Origin of the sequence: Mycobacterium sp. IS-1556 (genome assembly GCF_001499985.1) — a bacterium.
Lineage (GTDB): Bacteria > Actinomycetota > Actinomycetes > Mycobacteriales > Mycobacteriaceae > Mycobacterium.
Genome location: NZ_LQIM01000013.1, coordinates 17,441 through 34,376, shown reverse-complemented (window position 1 = coordinate 34,376; position 16,936 = coordinate 17,441). Strand labels below are relative to the sequence as shown.

Here is a 16,936-nt window from a genome sequence, read left to right as displayed (position 1 = left end):
CATAGACGTCGCCAGGCCGCGGTCCAGGCATCGCCGCGGCCCGGTGACCCACAGGGCGGGCCCGGCTGGAATCCTTGGCTGGTCGGGCCGCCACCCTTCTCAGCTCGAGGAGCGCCAGAAAATTCGACCCCGGGGGGGCCCTGAGGTCCGTCCGCGGTCGTCAGGAATTTTTTTTGAGGCGGCCGAAAATTTCGGGCTCAAATCGAGGGCTGAGTCACGCGTCCCGGACCCTGCTGTGGGTTGTGCGAGTCTTCCTCCTGTCACCGGGCCGGTTCGCGTAGCCTCGCCCGAAGAACGCAGCCAAAGCACTCGAAAGCAGCTGATGCCGACCTACCTGGAACGTGCGCTCGCCGACGGCCATGCCGAACTCGACAGCTCGGGCGCAAAGACACGGATCCTGTACAAGGCCGTCGGCCGCCGCGAGATCTTCGACGACCCGGAAGAGAAGGTGCGGGCTGAGTTCTGGGCCGAGCTGATCTATCGGTACGGCTATAGCCCATCACGTATCGGTGTCGAGGTCACGGTTCCTGATCGGACACCGAAGGACGCCGCGGACCTTGTCGTCTTCGTCGACGACGAACGTAAGACTCCCTTCGCCGTCATCGAATGCAAGCGGGACGGCGTCAGCGATGCCGAGTTCAATCAGGCGGTCGAACAAGCTGCCGGGAACGGTACATGGGCGAAACTGCGAGCGACATATGTCGGCGTGGTCGCGGGCTTGACGCGTCGATTCCTTGACTTCGGCGAAAAATGGGGTGTCCTCGAACGCGAGAAGAACATCATCGCGGACCTACCCGGTGAATACGGGAAACCCGAAGAGTTCAAGTATCGCCGCGGTGGCGACCTCGATATCGAGCCCGTCTCGCGGGAAACCCTTATCCAAGCGATTCAGAAGTGCCATCAGACGCTGTGGGGTGGCGGAAAGCTCTCGCCGCCAGCGGCCTTCGGCGAGCTGTGCAAGTTGATCTTCGTCAAGATTGCCGACGAACAGGCGAAGCGGAAAGTCGGCGAACCGTATCAATTCCAGATCAAGACCCATGAGACGTCTAAGCGCCTAGCTACGAGGATTCGCGAACTATATGCAGCGCATCGCAAACGCGATCCGACCGTCTTCACCGATACCATTCGTGTCGACGACGAAACACTCCGCGTCATCGTGTCGCACCTCGAGGCGATCAACCTCAGCGCGACGGATCTAGACGTAAAGGGCGTCGCCTTCGAGCAATTCATGGATAGCTTCTTCAAGGGCGACTTCGGCCAGTACTTCACTCCGCGGGACCTGATCCAGTTCGCGGTCGAAATGATGCAGCCGACGAGCGACGACTTAGTCCTCGACCCGGCATGTGGCTCCGGCGGTTTCCTGCTCTACGCGCTCGACGCCGTTCGGCGCGAGGCCGGCGAGTACCACGAAGAAAATACGCCAGAACACTACAAGCATTGGCACGACTTCGCGCAGCGTCAGCTTTTCGGCATCGAGATTAACGACGAAATCTGCCGTGTAGCCAAGATGAACATGATCATCCACGACGACGGCCATTCCAACGTGGTCGGTGACGATGCGCTCCGTCCAATCAACGACCTAACGAAAGTGAACGTTGGCATCAAGCTCGGAGCCTTCGACCTGGTGCTCACCAATCCACCTTTCGGGGCATCCATCGACCGGGCTGGCCATCCCTACATAGCGGACTACGAACTTGGCCAGACGAAGCCCGATAAGAAGGGCAAGCGAAAGCCTCGCGAGAAGCAGAAAAGCGAGATTGTCTTCGTCGAGCGCATCATCGACTTCTTAAAGCCCGGCACGGGTCGAGCGGCGATCGTGTTGCCCGACGGCATATTAAACAACGCAAGCCTCAATTATGTACGTGCATTGCTTCTCGAACGAACACAACTGCTGGCCGTCATATCCCTTCCCCCGACGGCGTTCTCGCACTATGGGGCGGGGGTGAAGGCGTCAATCATCTTCGTTCGCCGCCGGGGCGAACGGGAGGCGCCAAGCGACGACGAAGCCACGTTTATGGCAGCACCGGAACGGATCGGATATGACGCCACAGGACGTTCCACGACCAGTGATCTGCCAAAGGTGGTCGATGCGTACCGCAAGTTTCTGACCGATCCGAAGCCCTTCCTCTCATGACCGCCCTAGCTGACCCAAGGCCAGCCGCAGGCTTCGCGATGTTGCGCCGCGACCTTCTCGGCGGGCGTATCGATGTGAACCACGCGCGATACCGCCCCACCGTCGCCGACGTCATCTCGCGCTCTCCATTCCCGATGGTCCCAATCCATAAGATTGCGAACCAAATCCAGTACGGAGACAGCAGCAAGTCCATCGAAGAGGACAACGGTGCGCCGATCCTCCGGATGAGCAATCTCCAAGACGGCGACTGGGATCTGTCGGTCCTGAAATACACGACCCTCGACGAAGAGGACCGCAAGAAGTACCTGATCAACCAGGGCGACGTCCTATTCAACCGGACCAACTCCAAGGAGCTGGTCGGTAAATGCGCCGTGTTCCGCGAGCCTGGCCCCTGGTACTTCGCGGGGTATCTCGTGCGGGTTCGCATCACTGACGACGACTACATCCCTGAGTTCCTCGCGCGGTTCCTTAATTCTGACGTCGGGCGCGTGCAGATAGACCAAGTCAGCCGCCAGATAATCGGCATGGCGAATATCAATAGTGAGGAGATTGGCCAGCTCCTCGTACCGAGGCCGGACGTCGACATTCAGAAACAGATGGTCGACGCTCTCGAGAATCATTGGCGCACATACCAGTCGCGAATGAAATCGGTTCGGGAGATGCTTTCGCGTGGCGATGATCAGATTGCCGACCAACTTGGACTAATGCCCCCGAAGATCACTCCTGTAGTCGGTTACGGGGTAACTCGCGCTGGGCTGCTTGTCGGCGGCCGCCTTAACGCTGACTTCTACAGCCCCGAGCGGATCCTGGCCATCAGAGCGATCGAGGAAGGCAAGACACCAGCACGACGTGTGCTCGACGTAGCCGATCCGGTGAGAGAGTTCGTCGATGCTCCAAGTGAAGGTGATTACTACATCGGCTTGGCCAACATCGAGCGCGACACCGGCGAAGCAGTCCACGCGATCGAGGAGGAGCTACCTACCGGCTCTTGTGTGCGGTTCCAAGCCGGAGACATCCTCTACAACAAGTTGCGCCCATACCTGAACAAGGTCCATATCGCCGAACGCGACGGCATTTCATCGCCCGAGTTCCTCGTCTTCCGACCCAAACTAGAGGACATACGGCCCGAATACCTCGCCGCGATGCTGCGGTCCAAGCTCATGCTGGCGCAGACAACGCACATGGCAGGAGGCAACACTCATCCGCGACTGACGGCCGACGACGTGCAGACGTTGCTCATCCCGGTGCCGACTGATCGAAAGATCCAAGAGGCGATCGCAGACCGTGAAGCCGAGAGCCGTTCGGAAGCGCGCGCTCTGCGCGAGCAAGCCGAGCGCGAGTGGTCCGAGGCGAAGAAGCATTTTGGAGACGGTCTCATCGACTAGGCCGGTCCACTCATCGAGAATCGCGACCGCTCGTCGAGTAGTTCGTCAAGCACCGCAACCGAGGGCATGGGGGCGCCGAGTTCGGCGAGCGCGCGTCGCAACGCCGCGATGAGCCTGAGTTCGGAGTCCATCGTGTCCAGGTCCCGCATGAGTCGAGCGTAGGCCGCTGTTCGGCCGCTCGATCGCAGCAATTGGGTGCCACAGGTCAGCTGCCGTGTTGCCCGCCCCGGTTCCGCCGGAGACCAGGAACGCCAACCGGGCTCGGACGATGTCGTCGAGCAGCGACGCGGCGGCCGGTTCGATGGCGCCGGCGGCGGTCAGCGACGCCAGATCCTGGGTGGCGGGCCGCAATACCCGTAGGGACAAGCACGTGCCCGCGGGCGCGATCGGCGGCAGCACCGCATGCAGACGGACCGTGAACTGGCCGGTCCCCAGCCCGGTCAACTGGCCGTCGACCCACGGTTGCGCCTCGTCGAGGCGCCGCCCCGCGGCCAGCGCGAGCCGTTGTGCAAGCCTGCGTACGGAGTCCTCATCGGGAAACCGGATCGGACTGCGTCGCAACCCGTTACCGTCGTCGATCCACACCGCGTCCGGCGCGGTGACGAGCACGTCCGTGGTGCCCTCGGCACACAGCAGCGGGTCGAGCACACCTGCTCCGGTCAACTCGGTCTCCAGCAGGCGCAGCCCGCTGAGCACCTCACTGTCGCCGAGCAACCCGCCGGACTCCGCACGGATCGCCGCGGCCACCACCGTCGGCCGTAACGGCGCCGACTCCGCGGCGAGCCGCTCGCGCACCCGGTCGATCAACGAGTCACTCATGCGGCACTGACCCCCGGATGCTGCTGCAGCACAGCGAGCACTTTCCGGGCCGCGCAGGCCAGCGGCGACCGTTGCGGGATCCTCAGCCCACCACGCTCCAGCGTGGCGGCCAAACCGGGTTGGGGACGCATCGCCGCCAGCAGTGGAAGACCGACGATCCCGGCGACCTCTGCCGATCGCAATCCCCCCGGCGACGGACCGCGCACCACCACGCCCGCATTCGGGTTGACCGTCGACACCCACCGTGCGACCACGCCGGCCGCGGCGCATGACCGCACGTCGGCCGACACCACCAGGACGACGAGATCGGCTGCCGCCAGCGCGGTTTCGGCAGCCGCGGTTGATCGCCTCGGCACGTCACACACCACGGTTGCGCCGCCACGGCTGCCTGCATCGATCACCGCTTCCAGCGGTACGGCATCGACCTCGCCGCCATCTCGGCTGCCCGACAACACGCTGACGCCCTGCACCCGGGGCAGCGCATCGCGTAATGCCGCGTAGCTGAGGCGACCGCCCCGCAGCTCCAGATCGGGCCAGCGCAGGCCGGCTTCGGCTTCGCCACCGACCACGAGATCGATGCCGCCGCCCCACGGATCGGCGTCGAGCAGGAGCGCATCGGGGGAGACACGTGCCAGCGCCGTCGCGAAGACCGATGCCCCGGCGCCGCCCCGGCCGGCGATGACTGCCACCACCGCGCCGCGGCCGCCGGTGTCGTGCACGCGGTCGGCGGCCTCGGCCAACTCGGCCATCAACTCGCCGTCCTGTGCGGGCAGGGTCAGCACTCGCTGGGCGCCGACGGCGATCGCCGCCTGCCAGTCGGCGGAGCGCGGTTCGGCGCGTCCGACCAGCACGACGCGGGTGCGGCGCGGCAGTGCGCGTGCCGCACATCGCTGGGCACCCGTCGCGTCGAGCACGACCGCGACCGCGTCGGTCCAGACCTTGCGACTGGACGGCTCGATGGCGTGGACCACCGGCACCCCGGCTGCCGCGCACACCCGGTCGACGTCGTCGCGGAGCGCAGGGTCGGCGACCAACGCGAGATATCCACTTAACGAAGCCACGGGTCGAGCCTGCGCCCGCCGGTTCGGGTGAAGCTAGCGCCGAAACCCGATCTGTGGATGAACTCCATCATGGGGATAACGGCGAAAACCGACCAACCGAAAACAACGTTCCGCAACTCTTCGGAATGGCAACAAGTATCCGGAATGCGAATAGGCGCCGAAAAAGGACGACCCCCGCCAGGGGGGGAGGAGGCGGAGGTCGTCGTGTATCAGCCCCGGGGGGTCGGGCTGATGCACACCCGACATAAGCCGGGTAACGCTCACTATACACACGCCAGTCGTCGGCGGCGCAAGTGCTGGTTGCGTGCGGAAACACCCCGCTTTACAGAATTGTCCGGTCGCCGACAGGTGTCATAACCTGCCACTTTGTACACACTCCGGCCATTTGTCACGCGGCGGCCCCTATGCTGGCGCTGTGACCGTATCCGAGCCGGCGGCCGGGGGCTCGAACACTCGGCAAACTCGCGTCCCGGCGGGCAGTCCTGTCCGCACCGCCGCCTTCTTCGATCTCGACAAAACGGTGATCGCGAAATCCAGCACACTGGCTTTCAGCAAACCCTTCTTCGAGCAAGGGCTAATGAATCGGCGGGCGGTGCTGAAGTCCACCTACGCCCAGTTCCTGTTCCTCATGTCCGGCGCCGACCACGATCAGATGGATCGCATGCGCGCGTACGTCACCAACATGTGCGCGGGCTGGGACGTCGAGCAGGTGAAGGCGATCGTCGGCGAAACACTGCACGACATCGTCAACCCGTTGGTGTTCGCCGAAGCGGCCGAGTTGATCGCCGACCACAAGTTGTGCGGTCGCGATGTGGTCATGGTTTCGGCTTCCGGCGAGGAGATAGTCGCACCGATCGCCAGGGCGTTGGGCGCCACCCACGCGATGGCCACCCGGATGGTCGTCGAGGACGGCAAGTACACCGGCGAGATCGCCTTCTACTGCTATGGCGAGGGCAAGGTGGCGGCGATCCGGGAGCTGGCGGCGCGCGAGGGATACGCGCTCGAGCACTGCTACGCCTATTCCGACTCGATCACCGATCTGCCGATGCTCGAGGTCGTCGGCCACCCGAGCGTGGTTAACCCAGATCGCGCGTTGCGCAAAGAAGCAGTCGCGCGCGGCTGGCCAGTGCTGAACTTCTCCAACCCGGTGTCGCTGCGGGACCGGATCCCGGCTCCGTCCGGCGCCGCCATGGCAACCACTGCGGCGGTCGGCGTGAGCGCGTTGGCGGCCGGCGCCCTGACCTACTCACTGTTGCGGCGCTTCGCTTTCTAGCTGAGGTTTCGCAATTAGCCAACGCGCGCGTAACGATCCGGACTACCGCAGATTTTGACCCTTGATGTGACCGCCGTCACGGGGTACAAAGGAATCACGGAAGCTTGGAGAGGCCAAGACCGAGCCGGAAGAGAAGGCTCGGATCTCCCGCTTCAGGCTCCCCAGCACGGAACCCGGCACCCACGCGGAGCACATGCCGCGGAATAGGCAAAAGTGTTGCGGGCCTGCGTATTTGCGAAGAGCGGACGACTAGAGTGGCCCTTTGGGTGGGGCCGAAGTCGAAGCGCATCGACAAGACGCCGAGGCCACCCACGCAACCCAAGAGAGCACGCTTGGTAACCGGTGTCCGTGCTAGCGGGCGACGCGCCGAACCGACGTTCGGAACGTCGCCCGCTTCGCGTTGCTGGCCCGCGGAATGGTCGGTGTTGCAGCGACGGCTCAGGACGACGCGGCGGCCTGCGCGATCGATAGCGCCTCACGGGCGCCGGCGTGCAGGGCGCGGCAGCTCAGCAGAATCCACGCGGTGAGACCGTCGGGTGTTCCCGACGAAAAGCCCCGCGCCGCAGCGGCGTAATCGCCCGACTGGCGCATCCAGTACACCTCCGGCACGCCGAGGCCATGCGGATCGAGTCCGGTGGTGATCGTCACCAACCGCGACGCCGCGCGGGCCACCACACCGTCAGCGACGCCGAATGGTGCGAGCGTGAGGAGTTCGCCGTGCACGACGGCGGCCAGCACGGGCGCCGACACCCGAGTACCTCCGGTGAGGATCTCGGCCAACAGCGCCAGCCGCGTGCCGACGTCGGCGTCCGTGCGGGGTCGGCCCAGCCGATCGTCATCGGCGATGTCCGCGGCCGCCAACGCATGCAACCTGGCGATCGCCTGCAGGGGGGCTCGTTGCCACACCCCGACCAACGCCGTTGCCCCACCTTCCACGGCTTCGGAGACCCGCAACGCGCCGGCCAACACCGGATCCGCGCCGTCGTCGGACAGTTGCAGAGCGCCGCCGTCCAGCACCGAAGACGCCCGGGCCCCGCGCAGGGCGGCCTCGGCGGCGCTCTTCGGCCAGCCGCGCAGGTTGGTCCGATGCCGATGCGCTCGGCCCAGCGCTTCGCGCGCCTCGTCGGCCGCCTCCGCCACACCGGGCAGATCGGCAAGCGGCGCCAAGGGGTCTTTCGCGAAGCCACCGGTCACGGCAGCACACGCTAGCCGACCGGCGGCCCGACGAGCCGTGCCGTTCACCCGCAAGCACCTCCGGCGAAGCCGGTCTGTGACATGCATATGTGCGCCGCCGACGCGGTGACTACCCTCACAGATATGACCGACACCACCGCACAGCACGCCCACGGTCCGTCCGTCTATCCCCCTCCTCCCGAGTTCGCCGAGCAGGCCAACGCCACCGAGGAGATGTACCGGCAGGCGGAGAAGGACCGGTTGGCGTTCTGGGCCGAACAAGCGAACCGGCTCACGTGGGAAACACCTTTCACTGAGGTTCTGGACTGGTCGGACGCTCCCGTCGCCAAGTGGTTTGTCGGCGGCAAGCTCAACGTCGCGTACAACTGCGTGGACCGGCACGTCGAGGCCGGCAACGGGGACCGGGTCGCGATCCGCTGGGAGGGTGAGCCCGGCGACAGCCGCGAGATCACCTATTCCGATCTGCTGGCGGCGGTCTCGAAAGCAGCCAACGCGCTGACCGACCTCGGCCTGGTGGCCGGCGACCGCGCCGCCATCTACATGCCGATGGTGCCCGAGGCGATCGTGGCGATGCTGGCCTGCGCCCGGCTGGGCGTACTCCATTCGGTGGTGTTCGCCGGATTCTCGGCGTCGGCGCTGAAGGCCCGCATCGAGGATGCCGAGGCGAAGCTGGTGATCACCACCGACGGGCAGTACCGGCGCGGGCAGGCGGTGTCGCTCAAGGACTCGGCCGACGAGGCGTGTGAAGGACAGAAGTCGGTGGAGCACGTGCTGGTGGTGCGCCGCACGGGAATTGACATTCCGTGGACGGACGGTCGCGATCTGTGGTGGCACGAAACCGTAGAGAACGCGTCAGCCGAGCACACGCCGGAGGCGTTCGACTCCGAGCATCCGTTGTTCCTGCTGTACACCTCGGGCACCACCGGAAAGCCGAAGGGCATCGTGCACACCTCCGGGGGCTTCCTCACCCAGGCGTCGTACACCCATTACAACGTCTTCGACATCAAGCCGGAGACCGATGTCTACTGGTGCACGGCGGATATCGGCTGGGTCACCGGACACACCTACATCGTCTACGGCCCGCTGTCGAACGGGTGCACCCAAGTGGTCTACGAGGGCACGCCGAACTCACCGAATGAGCACCGGCATTTCGAGATCATCGAAAAGTACGGCGTCACAATTTATTACACTGCGCCCACCCTGATCAGGATGTTCATGAAGTGGGGCCGCGAAATCCCCGACGCCCACGATCTGACAAGCCTGCGGCTGCTCGGCTCGGTCGGCGAGCCGATCAACCCGGAGGCATGGCGCTGGTACCGGGATGCGTTCGGCGGCAACAGGACTCCGGTTGTCGATACGTGGTGGCAGACCGAGACCGGCGCCATCATGATCTCTCCACTGCCCGGTGTCACCGCAGCCAAGCCCGGGTCGGCGATGCAGCCGTTACCGGGAATCTCGGCGAAGATCGTCGACGAGGAAGGCAACGAACTCGTTCCCGGCGCGGACGAGGCCGAGCACGTCACCGGATACCTGGTGCTCGATCAGCCGTGGCCCGCGATGTTGCGCGGCATCTGGGGCGACCCGGAACGCTACAAGGAGACCTACTGGTCCCGGTACGCCGAGAAGGGCTGGTATTTCGCCGGTGACGGTGCGCGTGTCGACGCGGACGGCTCCATCTGGCTGCTCGGCCGCATCGACGACGTGATGAACGTGTCCGGCCACCGCATCTCGACCACAGAGGTGGAGTCGGCGTTGGTGGGCCACTCCGGTGTGGCCGAGGCCGCGGTCGTCGGCGCCAGCGACGAGACGACCGGCCAGGGCATCTGCGCGTTCGTCATCCTCGAGTCACACGCTCAACACCGCGGCGACGACGAGATGACGGCCGAACTGCTCGAGCAGGTGGCCAAGGAGATCGGAAAGATCGCCCGGCCCAGGGAGATCCATGTAGTGCCGGAATTGCCGAAGACCCGCAGCGGCAAGATCATGCGGCGGTTGCTGCGTGACGTCGCCGAGGGCCGTGAACTCGGCGATACGTCAACCCTGGTGGATCCCAGCGTGTTCGAGGCGATCCGGGCCAGCAAGTAGACGTCGAATCAACCGGCGGCGCCGACCGGAACGAAACCCGTTCCCGGTCGGTTCTTGGCCGTGATGTCGGCCAGCTGCGTGTTGAACGACATGTTCACCGCGGGTGTGTGCAGCGGGATGTACTTGATGATGCACGTCGGAAGTTCCTCGGAGAAGGCGCCGTGGATCATGCCGACCAGCCGATTGTTGACCGTCACCGGTGCACCCGAATCGCCCGGCTGACCGCAGACCTGGTTGATGAACGTACCGGGTTGCCCGCCGGGACCCCAGGTGACACCGCACGAGTAGCCGGTGGTGCGGCCGAGCTTGCAGGCGACATCGCCGACGACCGGATCCGGGCCCAGTCCGTCGATCTGAAACCCGTTGACGTTGTTGACCGGGCGCACCTTCTGCGGGTCGAACTCGATCACCGCGTAGTCGAGCGCATCGTTACCCGCCACCATCGTGCCGAGCACACCGGCCGCCTCCGCGCCCTCGGCGCTGACTTGAGCCCCTGGCCCTCCGCAGTGCGCCGAGGTGAAGCCGACGAGCTTGCCGCGGTTGTCAGTGCCGATCGCGGTGAGCGTGCACAGCGTCTCGCCGTTGACCACCAGGCCCGAGCCACCGCCCAGCGGAACCCGCTCCTGGGCCTGTGCCACGGCGGGCGTCAAGAGCAGGGCGGCGGCGACGGCGACGGCGATGGTCGCGGCGAGAAGGCTCAGGCGGAGGCCGCTGGTCTTCACGTGAACGTTTCCCCTATCGACGCGCCCCGACCTGCCCTGCCTTGGATCCAGCCAGTCTATCGCCGACCGGCATCGTTTCAGCGCAAGCCACATGGCAACATGAGTCGCGACCGAGACCTGAGTGCGGGAGGAACCCTCGTGAGCGATCGCAGGAACGGCGCGCCGACCACCGTGACGTCGATACCGCTGGTCGACCCGCACGCCCCGAAGGCCGACCCGTCCATCGGTGACCTCGTCAAGGATGCGACCGCGCAGGTCTCCACGCTGGTGCGCGCCGAGGTGGAGTTGGCCAAGGCCGAGATCACTCGCGACGTCAAAAAGGGTCTCACCGGCAGCGTCTTCTTCGTCCTGGCGCTGGTCGTGCTGTTCTACTCGACGTTCTTTTTCTTCTTCTTCCTCGGCGAACTGCTCGATCTGTGGCTGGTGAAGTGGGCGGCGTACCTGATCGTGTTCGGGCTGATGGTGGTGGTCACCGCCGTGTTCGCGCTGCTGGGCTACCTCAAGGTGCGACGCATCCGCGGCCCGCAGAAGACCATCGAATCGGTCAAGGAAATCCCCGAAGCGCTGACGCCGGGCCATGACAAGGCCAAGGCGCTGGCGGCGGGTGACGGAAAACCGGCGTCGACGGCCGATCCGTCGGGCTGGTAAGTGCCCCCACCCGCTCCGTCGGTCGTCCGCATCGACGGGCCGTGGCGTCATCTCGAGGTGCACGCCAACGGAATTCGCTTCCATGTGGTCGAAGCGGAGTCCGACACCGCACACCAGTCGCCGACGTCTGATACCGCCGCCGCGGCTCGGGCCACCGAGCGACCGCTGGTGATTCTGCTGCACGGATTCGGCTCATTCTGGTGGTCCTGGCGTCACCAGCTCCGGTGCCTGACCGGTGCTCGCGTGGTCGCCGTCGACCTGCGCGGCTACGGGGCCAGCGACAAACCACCGCGAGGCTACGACGGCTGGACGCTGGCCGGCGACACCGCCGGGTTGGTGCGCGCGCTGGGCCACAGCACCGCGACGCTGGTCGGGCACGCCGACGGCGGCCTGGTGTGCTGGGCCACCGCAGTGCTGCATCCCCGCGCGGTGCGCGCCATCGCGGTGGTCAGCTCACCGCATCCGGTGGCGCTGCGGGCCTCCGCCCTTCAGCGCCGCGACCAGGGCCGCGCGCTGCTGCCGTCGATGCTGCGCTACCAGGTTCCGATGTGGCCCGAGCGTTCGCTCACCCGGCACAATGCCGAGGAGCTGGAGCGCCTCGTCCGCAGCCGGTCGAGTAGTAAATGGGTTGGCTCCGAGGACTTCTCGCAGACCATCGCACACATGCGGCAGGCGATCCAGATTCCGGGGGCCGCGCACTCGGCGCTGGAATACCAGCGCTGGGCGGTACGCAGCCAGCTGCGTGGCGAAGGGCGTCGGTTCATGCGGTCGATGAAGCGCCCGATCAACGTGCCCGTGCTGCATGTGCGCGGAGCCGCCGACCCGTACGTGCTTGCCGATCCGGTGTACCGCACACAGCGCTACGCGCCGCACGGTCGTTACGTATCCGTCGCCGGCGCAGGGCATTTCGCTCATGAGGAGGCGCCCGAACCGGTCACCGAGCAGCTGTCCCGATTCCTCAGGCATGTATACGGTTAGGTGATGCAGGCGCCGGTCGGCACGCGTTCGCTGTTGTTCAGCTTGGCGAGTTGATGGGACACCTCGTTGGTGGTCAGCACGAAACCGGTGTCGGCGTCGTCGACCGCCGCCCCGAACACCACGCCCAGTACGCGGCCTTCCCGGTCGATCATCGGCCCGCCCGAGTTTCCTTGCCGCACACTGCCCCTGATCGTGTAGACCTCGCGCTCGACCGTGGTGGTGCGGTAGATGTCGGGGCCGCTCAACTCGATGATCTCGCGGACACGCGCCGGCGTGGCGACGAAGTTACCGCCGCCGGGATAGCCCATCACCACCGCATCGGTGCCCGTGGTGGCCGGGGTGTCGGCGAACGGCAACGGGGCCGCCGGCAGGTCCGGCACGTCGAGGATCGAGATGTCCGCCTGCGGGTCGTACGACACGACGTACGCGTCGTAGGTCTGCCCGTCGGCCTCGACCGTGACGCTTTCCGAACCGGCGACCACGTGCGCGTTCGAGATCACCCGATTGGTCGCGGCGACGAATCCGGTGCCTTCCAGCACCTTCTGGCATCCGGGCGCCACCCCGCGGATCTTGACCACGCTGGGCCGTGTCGCAGCCACAACCGGGTCGGCGGCAAGCGCGGCGTCGGGTGCGTCGACGGCGACGATCGGGGTGCGCCCGAACGGTTGCAACACGTCGGGCAGACCCGAGGTGTCCAACAGCGCCGAAAGACGCGTCGGCACCGAGCGCAGCCAGTCCGGCGCGGCGTCGTTGACCTCTTTGAGCACCTTCGAGCCACGCACCGCGGCCGCAAGGTTGGGCTGGTCGGACGTCTGCAGGGGATACGTCAGCATCCACGCCGCCACCAGCACGGCGACAATCTGTATTGCCACGCCGACCAGCGAGTCGACCGCGCGCAGCGTGCGGTTGCGGATGGCGCTGCGCACCGCACGGCCCAGCACGACGCCGGCGATCTCCCCGATGACCACCAGCGCGAGGATCAAAAACAGCGTCACGAACAGCTTGGTGCGCGGGCCGTCGATGTGCTCGACCAGGTGAGGGGCCAGCAGCACACCGGCGACCGCGCCGAGCACCACACCGAGGAACGACAGCATCGACCCGAGCGCACCCGAGCGCCAGCCCGAGATGCCCGCGACGAAGGCGATAGCGAGGACCGCGAAGTCCACCCACTGTGACGATGTCATGGTTGTCCATCACCGTAACCGCCGTCGCCGCCGACGAGCGCCATTGCGTCCTCGAGTTCGCGCACGTCGTCGGTGTTCCACGGCTGGGCCCAGCCCGCTACGTCGAGCATCGCCGAGATCACCTGACCGGTGAACCCCCACACCAGCATCTCGTTGAGCAGAAACGCCGGACCCGCGTACCGGCGGGTGTTGGCGCTGCGATACACCATGATCCGGTTCTCGGGGTTGACGAATGCGCGCACCGGGACGCGGGCCACGTGCGCGGTCTCGGCCCGGTCGACGACGGCCACCGGCCCCGGGTCCGGCGAGTAGGCCAGTACGGGCACCACGTGAAAACCCGACGGCGGGATGAACAGCCGCTCCATGGTCGCCAACGGGTGCAACCGCCCGACGTCGATGCCGGTCTCCTCGTTGGCTTCCCGCAGTGCGGTCTGCACCGGGCTGTGGTCGCCGGCCTCGAACGCACCGCCGGGGAAGGCGGCCTGGCCGGCGTGGTGGCGCAGTGTCGCCGCGCGGACGGTGACGAGCAGGTCGGCGTCCTCGGGCAAGCCGCCGGTCGGCGTGTCGGCCGGGCCGGAGAACAGCACCAGCACCGCCGCTTCGCGCCCGGCGGGCGGCGCTCCGAGCCGGTTCCGCTCGGCGGTGACCATGGCGAGCAGTTCGGGCGGCACCCGACGGCGGTAGACCTGCTTGACGTCGGCGGCGTTGTCCAACAGCGGCTTGAGCCACGGCGGGGCGGCGTCGGGGGTCAGCCCGCTGCCCTCGTCGACCCAACTCACCGCGCTGCTCCAATCTGTGAGTTCACCGCTGCGGCGATCTCGTCGGCACTGGTGAACGAGCGCGGCAGGACGTCGGCAACGCTACCGTCCGCGCGCAGCACCACGGTTGCTGGCATGACGTTGGGCACCCGCAACGCGGCGGCGATCAGCCGCCTGCCGTCCTGCAGCGTGGGCAACCGCACGCCGAGCTCGGCCAGTCGCAGCAGCGCCGCGGTCTCGTTCTCGTCCTGGTGCACGGTCAGCACGGTCACCGCCGAACCCATCCGGCGTTGGTATTCGGCCATCGCCGGCAGTTCCTCGGTGCAGGGCGCACACCAGTACGCCCAGAGATTGAGCACGACGACGCGGCCGGCGACCGCCTTGGCGACGTCGACCGGCGCCCCGTTGCCGGCGCACTCCAACGTGATGCCGCGCAGGGCTGCCGGTCCCGGCCCCACGCCCGGCGCCGGACACGGGGGCAGATCGGCTCGCGCCCGCGGCCCGGCCAGCGCCTCGGCAGTGTCGGCGTCGCGGCGATCCCGCGCGCTGGTCTGCGACGACGACTCGGAGGACGGAGCGTCGTCATCCAACTGCGCCCACAGGGCCCATCCCAGCGCCACCATCACCACGAGGACCACCACGGTCCAACGAGTCGAGGTACGCACGGTCGGTCGAGGGTCGGTGGGTTACAGCCCGGCCAGGGCCAGCAGGTGTTCGGTTTCGGGGCCCTTGACCAGCGGCGCGGCGATCAGGGGGTCGGTCGGTCCGATACCGAAGGAGGGGCAGTCATTGGCCAGAACGCAGATACCGCACGCCGGCTTGCGCGCGTGGCAGACGCGGCGGCCGTGGAAGATCACCCGGTGGCTGAGGTCGGTCCACTCGCTGCGCTCGATGAGCTCACCGACGGCATGTTCGACCTTGACCGGATCCTCCTCGGTGGTCCACCGCCACCGGCGGACGAGCCGGCCGAAATGCGTGTCGACGGTGATGCCCGGGATGCCGAACGCATTGCCGAGGATGACATTGGCGGTCTTGCGTCCGACGCCCGGCAGCGTCACCAACGACTCCATGGTCGCGGGCACCTGGCCGTCGAACCGTTCGACGAGTTCCTGGCCGAGGCGGATGAGTGAATTCGTTTTGTTGCGGTAGAACCCGGTGGGCCGAATGATCTCCTCCAGCTCGGTGCGATCGGCCTTCGCGTAGTCCAGTGCGGTGCGGTATTTCTTGAACAGCGCCGGGGTGGTCAGGTTGACCCGTTTGTCGGTGCTCTGCGCCGACAGGATCGTCGCGACGGTCAGCTCGAGCGGGTTGGTGAAGTCGAGCTCGCAGTACACATGCGGAAACGCCTGCGCCAGCGCGCGATTCATTCGACGCGCGCGCCGAACCAGACCGATGCGCGTTTCGCCGTCCCGGTTCCGGGCCCGCTTCATCGCGCCCGACTTCTTTGCCGACGTCTCACCCACGGTCACGAACGCCAGCGTACTGAGACGCGCCGACACCGGTACTGCGGACCGGTGACATTTCGTGATCCCGCTGAGACCTTCGGCGTGTTTACTTCAGCCTTGTGTCGTGGTTGCTGGTCGGGCTGATTCCGGGGTTGCTGATGGTGGCGACATTCGGGCTGCAGCGACTCGAGGCAGGCCTGCACCGCGACACCGTCTCAGCCACCGATGTGGCGAAATTCCTTGCGGAGGCCGAGCCGTCCGACGTCGACACGCTGGCGCGGGACGGGATGAGCCGCGCACTCGACGGCCTGCGCCAACGCCGACACGTTGACCACGCGATGGCCGGCGGATCGACGCCGTTCTTTCCCGACTCGGGTTTGCCGACGCACCGCTTCCCTGAGCCCCGGGTGAATCCGGAGTTTCGGCCGACCCGACATGCCGATCGTGTGTAGCGTGGGCTGGTCACGAAACCGGGTACCTCTAGACTTATCTCGCTAACCGATAGAGGTCGGCTTCACCTAACAGCTTAAGAGGGGCAACGTGGACGAGATCCTGGCGCGGGCCGGAATCTTCCAGGGGGTCGAACCAAGCGCCGTCGCCGCGCTGACCAAGCAACTGCAGCCAGTCGACTTCCCCCGTGGACACACCGTGTTCGCCGAGGGTGAGCCCGGCGACCGGCTCTACATCATCATTTCGGGCAAGGTCAAGATCGGCCGGCGGTCGCCGGACGGGCGGGAGAACCTGCTGACCATCATGGGGCCGTCGGACATGTTCGGCGAGCTGTCGATCTTCGACCCCGGCCCGCGGACGTCGAGCGCGACGACGATCACCGAGGTGCGCGCCGTGTCGATGGACCGTGACGCGCTGCGCGCGTGGATCGCCGACCGGCCGGAGATCGCCGAGCAGCTGCTGCGGGTGCTGGCCCGTCGTCTGCGCCGCACCAACAACAACCTGGCCGACCTGATCTTCACAGACGTGCCCGGCCGCGTCGCCAAGCAGCTGCTTCAGCTGGCTCAGCGGTTCGGTACCCAGGAGGGCGGCGCACTGCGCGTGACGCACGACCTCACGCAGGAAGAGATCGCCCAGCTCGTCGGCGCATCGCGGGAAACCGTCAACAAGGCGCTCGCCGACTTCGCTCACCGCGGCTGGATTCGCTTGGAGGGCAAGAGCGTTCTGATCTCCGACTCGGAACGACTGGCCCGCCGCGCGCGCTAGGGATTCGGGTGTAGTTGGTTGCGTTCACGCGACGA

15 protein-coding genes and 1 pseudogene are annotated in these 16,936 nt (G+C 66.4%); 8 read left to right on the top strand and 8 right to left on the bottom strand.

The features are described from left to right. Positions 1 to 322 precede the first annotated feature (322 nt). A complete protein-coding gene (locus AU187_RS12360; protein ID WP_059166787.1) occupies positions 323 to 2,134 on the top strand; it encodes a type I restriction-modification system subunit M in 1,812 nt (603 codons plus the stop codon). Then, positions 2,131 to 3,519 (top strand): restriction endonuclease subunit S, encoded by a 1,389-nt coding sequence (locus AU187_RS12355; RefSeq protein ID WP_059166786.1) that lies wholly within the window; start codon positions 2,131 to 2,133, stop codon positions 3,517 to 3,519. The genes AU187_RS12360 and AU187_RS12355 overlap by 4 nt, the downstream gene beginning before the upstream one ends. 213 nt (positions 3,520 to 3,732) lie before the next feature. On the opposite strand, the pseudogene AU187_RS12350 reads toward AU187_RS12355, so the two are convergent. Then, positions 3,733 to 4,338: pseudogene (locus AU187_RS12350) on the bottom strand (ATPase, T2SS/T4P/T4SS family); the annotation flags it as partial. Continuing rightward, positions 4,335 to 5,399 (bottom strand): septum site-determining protein Ssd, encoded by a 1,065-nt coding sequence (gene ssd, locus AU187_RS12345; RefSeq protein ID WP_059101714.1) that lies wholly within the window; start codon positions 5,397 to 5,399, stop codon positions 4,335 to 4,337. The gene ssd and the pseudogene AU187_RS12350, both read right to left, overlap by 4 nt. A 415-nt stretch (positions 5,400 to 5,814) precedes the next feature. Here ssd and AU187_RS12340 point away from each other — a divergent pair, with 415 nt between their 5' ends. Then, positions 5,815 to 6,672 (top strand): HAD-IB family hydrolase, encoded by an 858-nt coding sequence (locus AU187_RS12340; protein WP_059101715.1) that lies wholly within the window; start codon positions 5,815 to 5,817, stop codon positions 6,670 to 6,672. Positions 6,673 to 7,110: 438 nt separating this feature from the next. Here the strand turns inward: AU187_RS12340 and AU187_RS12335 are convergent, their stop codons facing one another. Continuing rightward, complete coding sequence (locus AU187_RS12335; RefSeq protein WP_059101716.1) at positions 7,111 to 7,866, bottom strand: Fic family protein; 756 nt, start codon at positions 7,864 to 7,866, stop codon at positions 7,111 to 7,113. 123 nt (positions 7,867 to 7,989) lie between these two features. Here AU187_RS12335 and acs point away from each other — a divergent pair, with 123 nt between their 5' ends. Beyond that, positions 7,990 to 9,951: an acetate--CoA ligase gene (gene acs, locus AU187_RS12330; RefSeq protein WP_059101717.1), complete on the top strand. Its 1,962-nt coding sequence runs from the start codon at positions 7,990 to 7,992 to the stop codon at positions 9,949 to 9,951. A gap of 8 nt (positions 9,952 to 9,959) precedes the next feature. Here acs and AU187_RS12325 read toward each other — a convergent pair whose 3' ends face one another. After that, positions 9,960 to 10,673: a S1 family peptidase gene (locus AU187_RS12325; protein WP_059101718.1), complete on the bottom strand. Its 714-nt coding sequence runs from the start codon at positions 10,671 to 10,673 to the stop codon at positions 9,960 to 9,962. A gap of 138 nt (positions 10,674 to 10,811) precedes the next feature. Between AU187_RS12325 and AU187_RS12320 the strand changes: the two genes are divergently transcribed. Both AU187_RS12320 and AU187_RS12315 read left to right on the top strand, forming a co-directional pair. Further along, positions 10,812 to 11,321: a phage holin family protein gene (locus AU187_RS12320; RefSeq protein ID WP_059101719.1), complete on the top strand. Its 510-nt coding sequence runs from the start codon at positions 10,812 to 10,814 to the stop codon at positions 11,319 to 11,321. Then, positions 11,322 to 12,299: an alpha/beta fold hydrolase gene (locus tag AU187_RS12315; protein WP_059101720.1), complete on the top strand. Its 978-nt coding sequence runs from the start codon at positions 11,322 to 11,324 to the stop codon at positions 12,297 to 12,299. Here the strand turns inward: AU187_RS12315 and marP are convergent. Genes marP through nth form a run of 4 tightly spaced genes read right to left on the bottom strand, consistent with a single transcriptional unit; the run spans position 12,296 to position 15,671 of the window. Beyond that, on the bottom strand, positions 12,296 to 13,483 hold the full coding sequence (gene marP, locus AU187_RS12310) for an acid resistance serine protease MarP (protein ID WP_059101721.1): 1,188 nt from the start codon (positions 13,481 to 13,483) through the stop codon (positions 12,296 to 12,298). The genes AU187_RS12315 and marP overlap by 4 nt on opposite strands. Continuing rightward, on the bottom strand, positions 13,480 to 14,262 hold the full coding sequence (locus AU187_RS12305; RefSeq protein WP_059101722.1) for an NUDIX hydrolase: 783 nt from the start codon (positions 14,260 to 14,262) through the stop codon (positions 13,480 to 13,482). The genes marP and AU187_RS12305 overlap by 4 nt, the downstream gene beginning before the upstream one ends. Further along, a complete protein-coding gene (locus AU187_RS12300) occupies positions 14,259 to 14,906 on the bottom strand; it encodes a TlpA family protein disulfide reductase (RefSeq protein WP_059101723.1) in 648 nt (215 codons plus the stop codon). The genes AU187_RS12305 and AU187_RS12300 overlap by 4 nt, the downstream gene beginning before the upstream one ends. A 21-nt stretch (positions 14,907 to 14,927) precedes the next feature. Next, entirely contained in the window at positions 14,928 to 15,671 is a 744-nt protein-coding gene (gene nth, locus AU187_RS12295; protein ID WP_059101850.1) for an endonuclease III, read from the bottom strand. 173 nt (positions 15,672 to 15,844) lie between these two features. Here nth and AU187_RS12290 point away from each other — a divergent pair, with 173 nt between their 5' ends. Continuing rightward, positions 15,845 to 16,138 (top strand): hypothetical protein, encoded by a 294-nt coding sequence (locus AU187_RS12290; RefSeq protein WP_502687755.1) that lies wholly within the window; start codon positions 15,845 to 15,847, stop codon positions 16,136 to 16,138. 88 nt (positions 16,139 to 16,226) lie between these two features. Continuing rightward, positions 16,227 to 16,901 (top strand): cAMP-activated global transcriptional regulator CRP, encoded by a 675-nt coding sequence (crp, locus tag AU187_RS12285; protein ID WP_059101725.1) that lies wholly within the window; start codon positions 16,227 to 16,229, stop codon positions 16,899 to 16,901. Positions 16,902 to 16,936 lie beyond the last annotated feature (35 nt).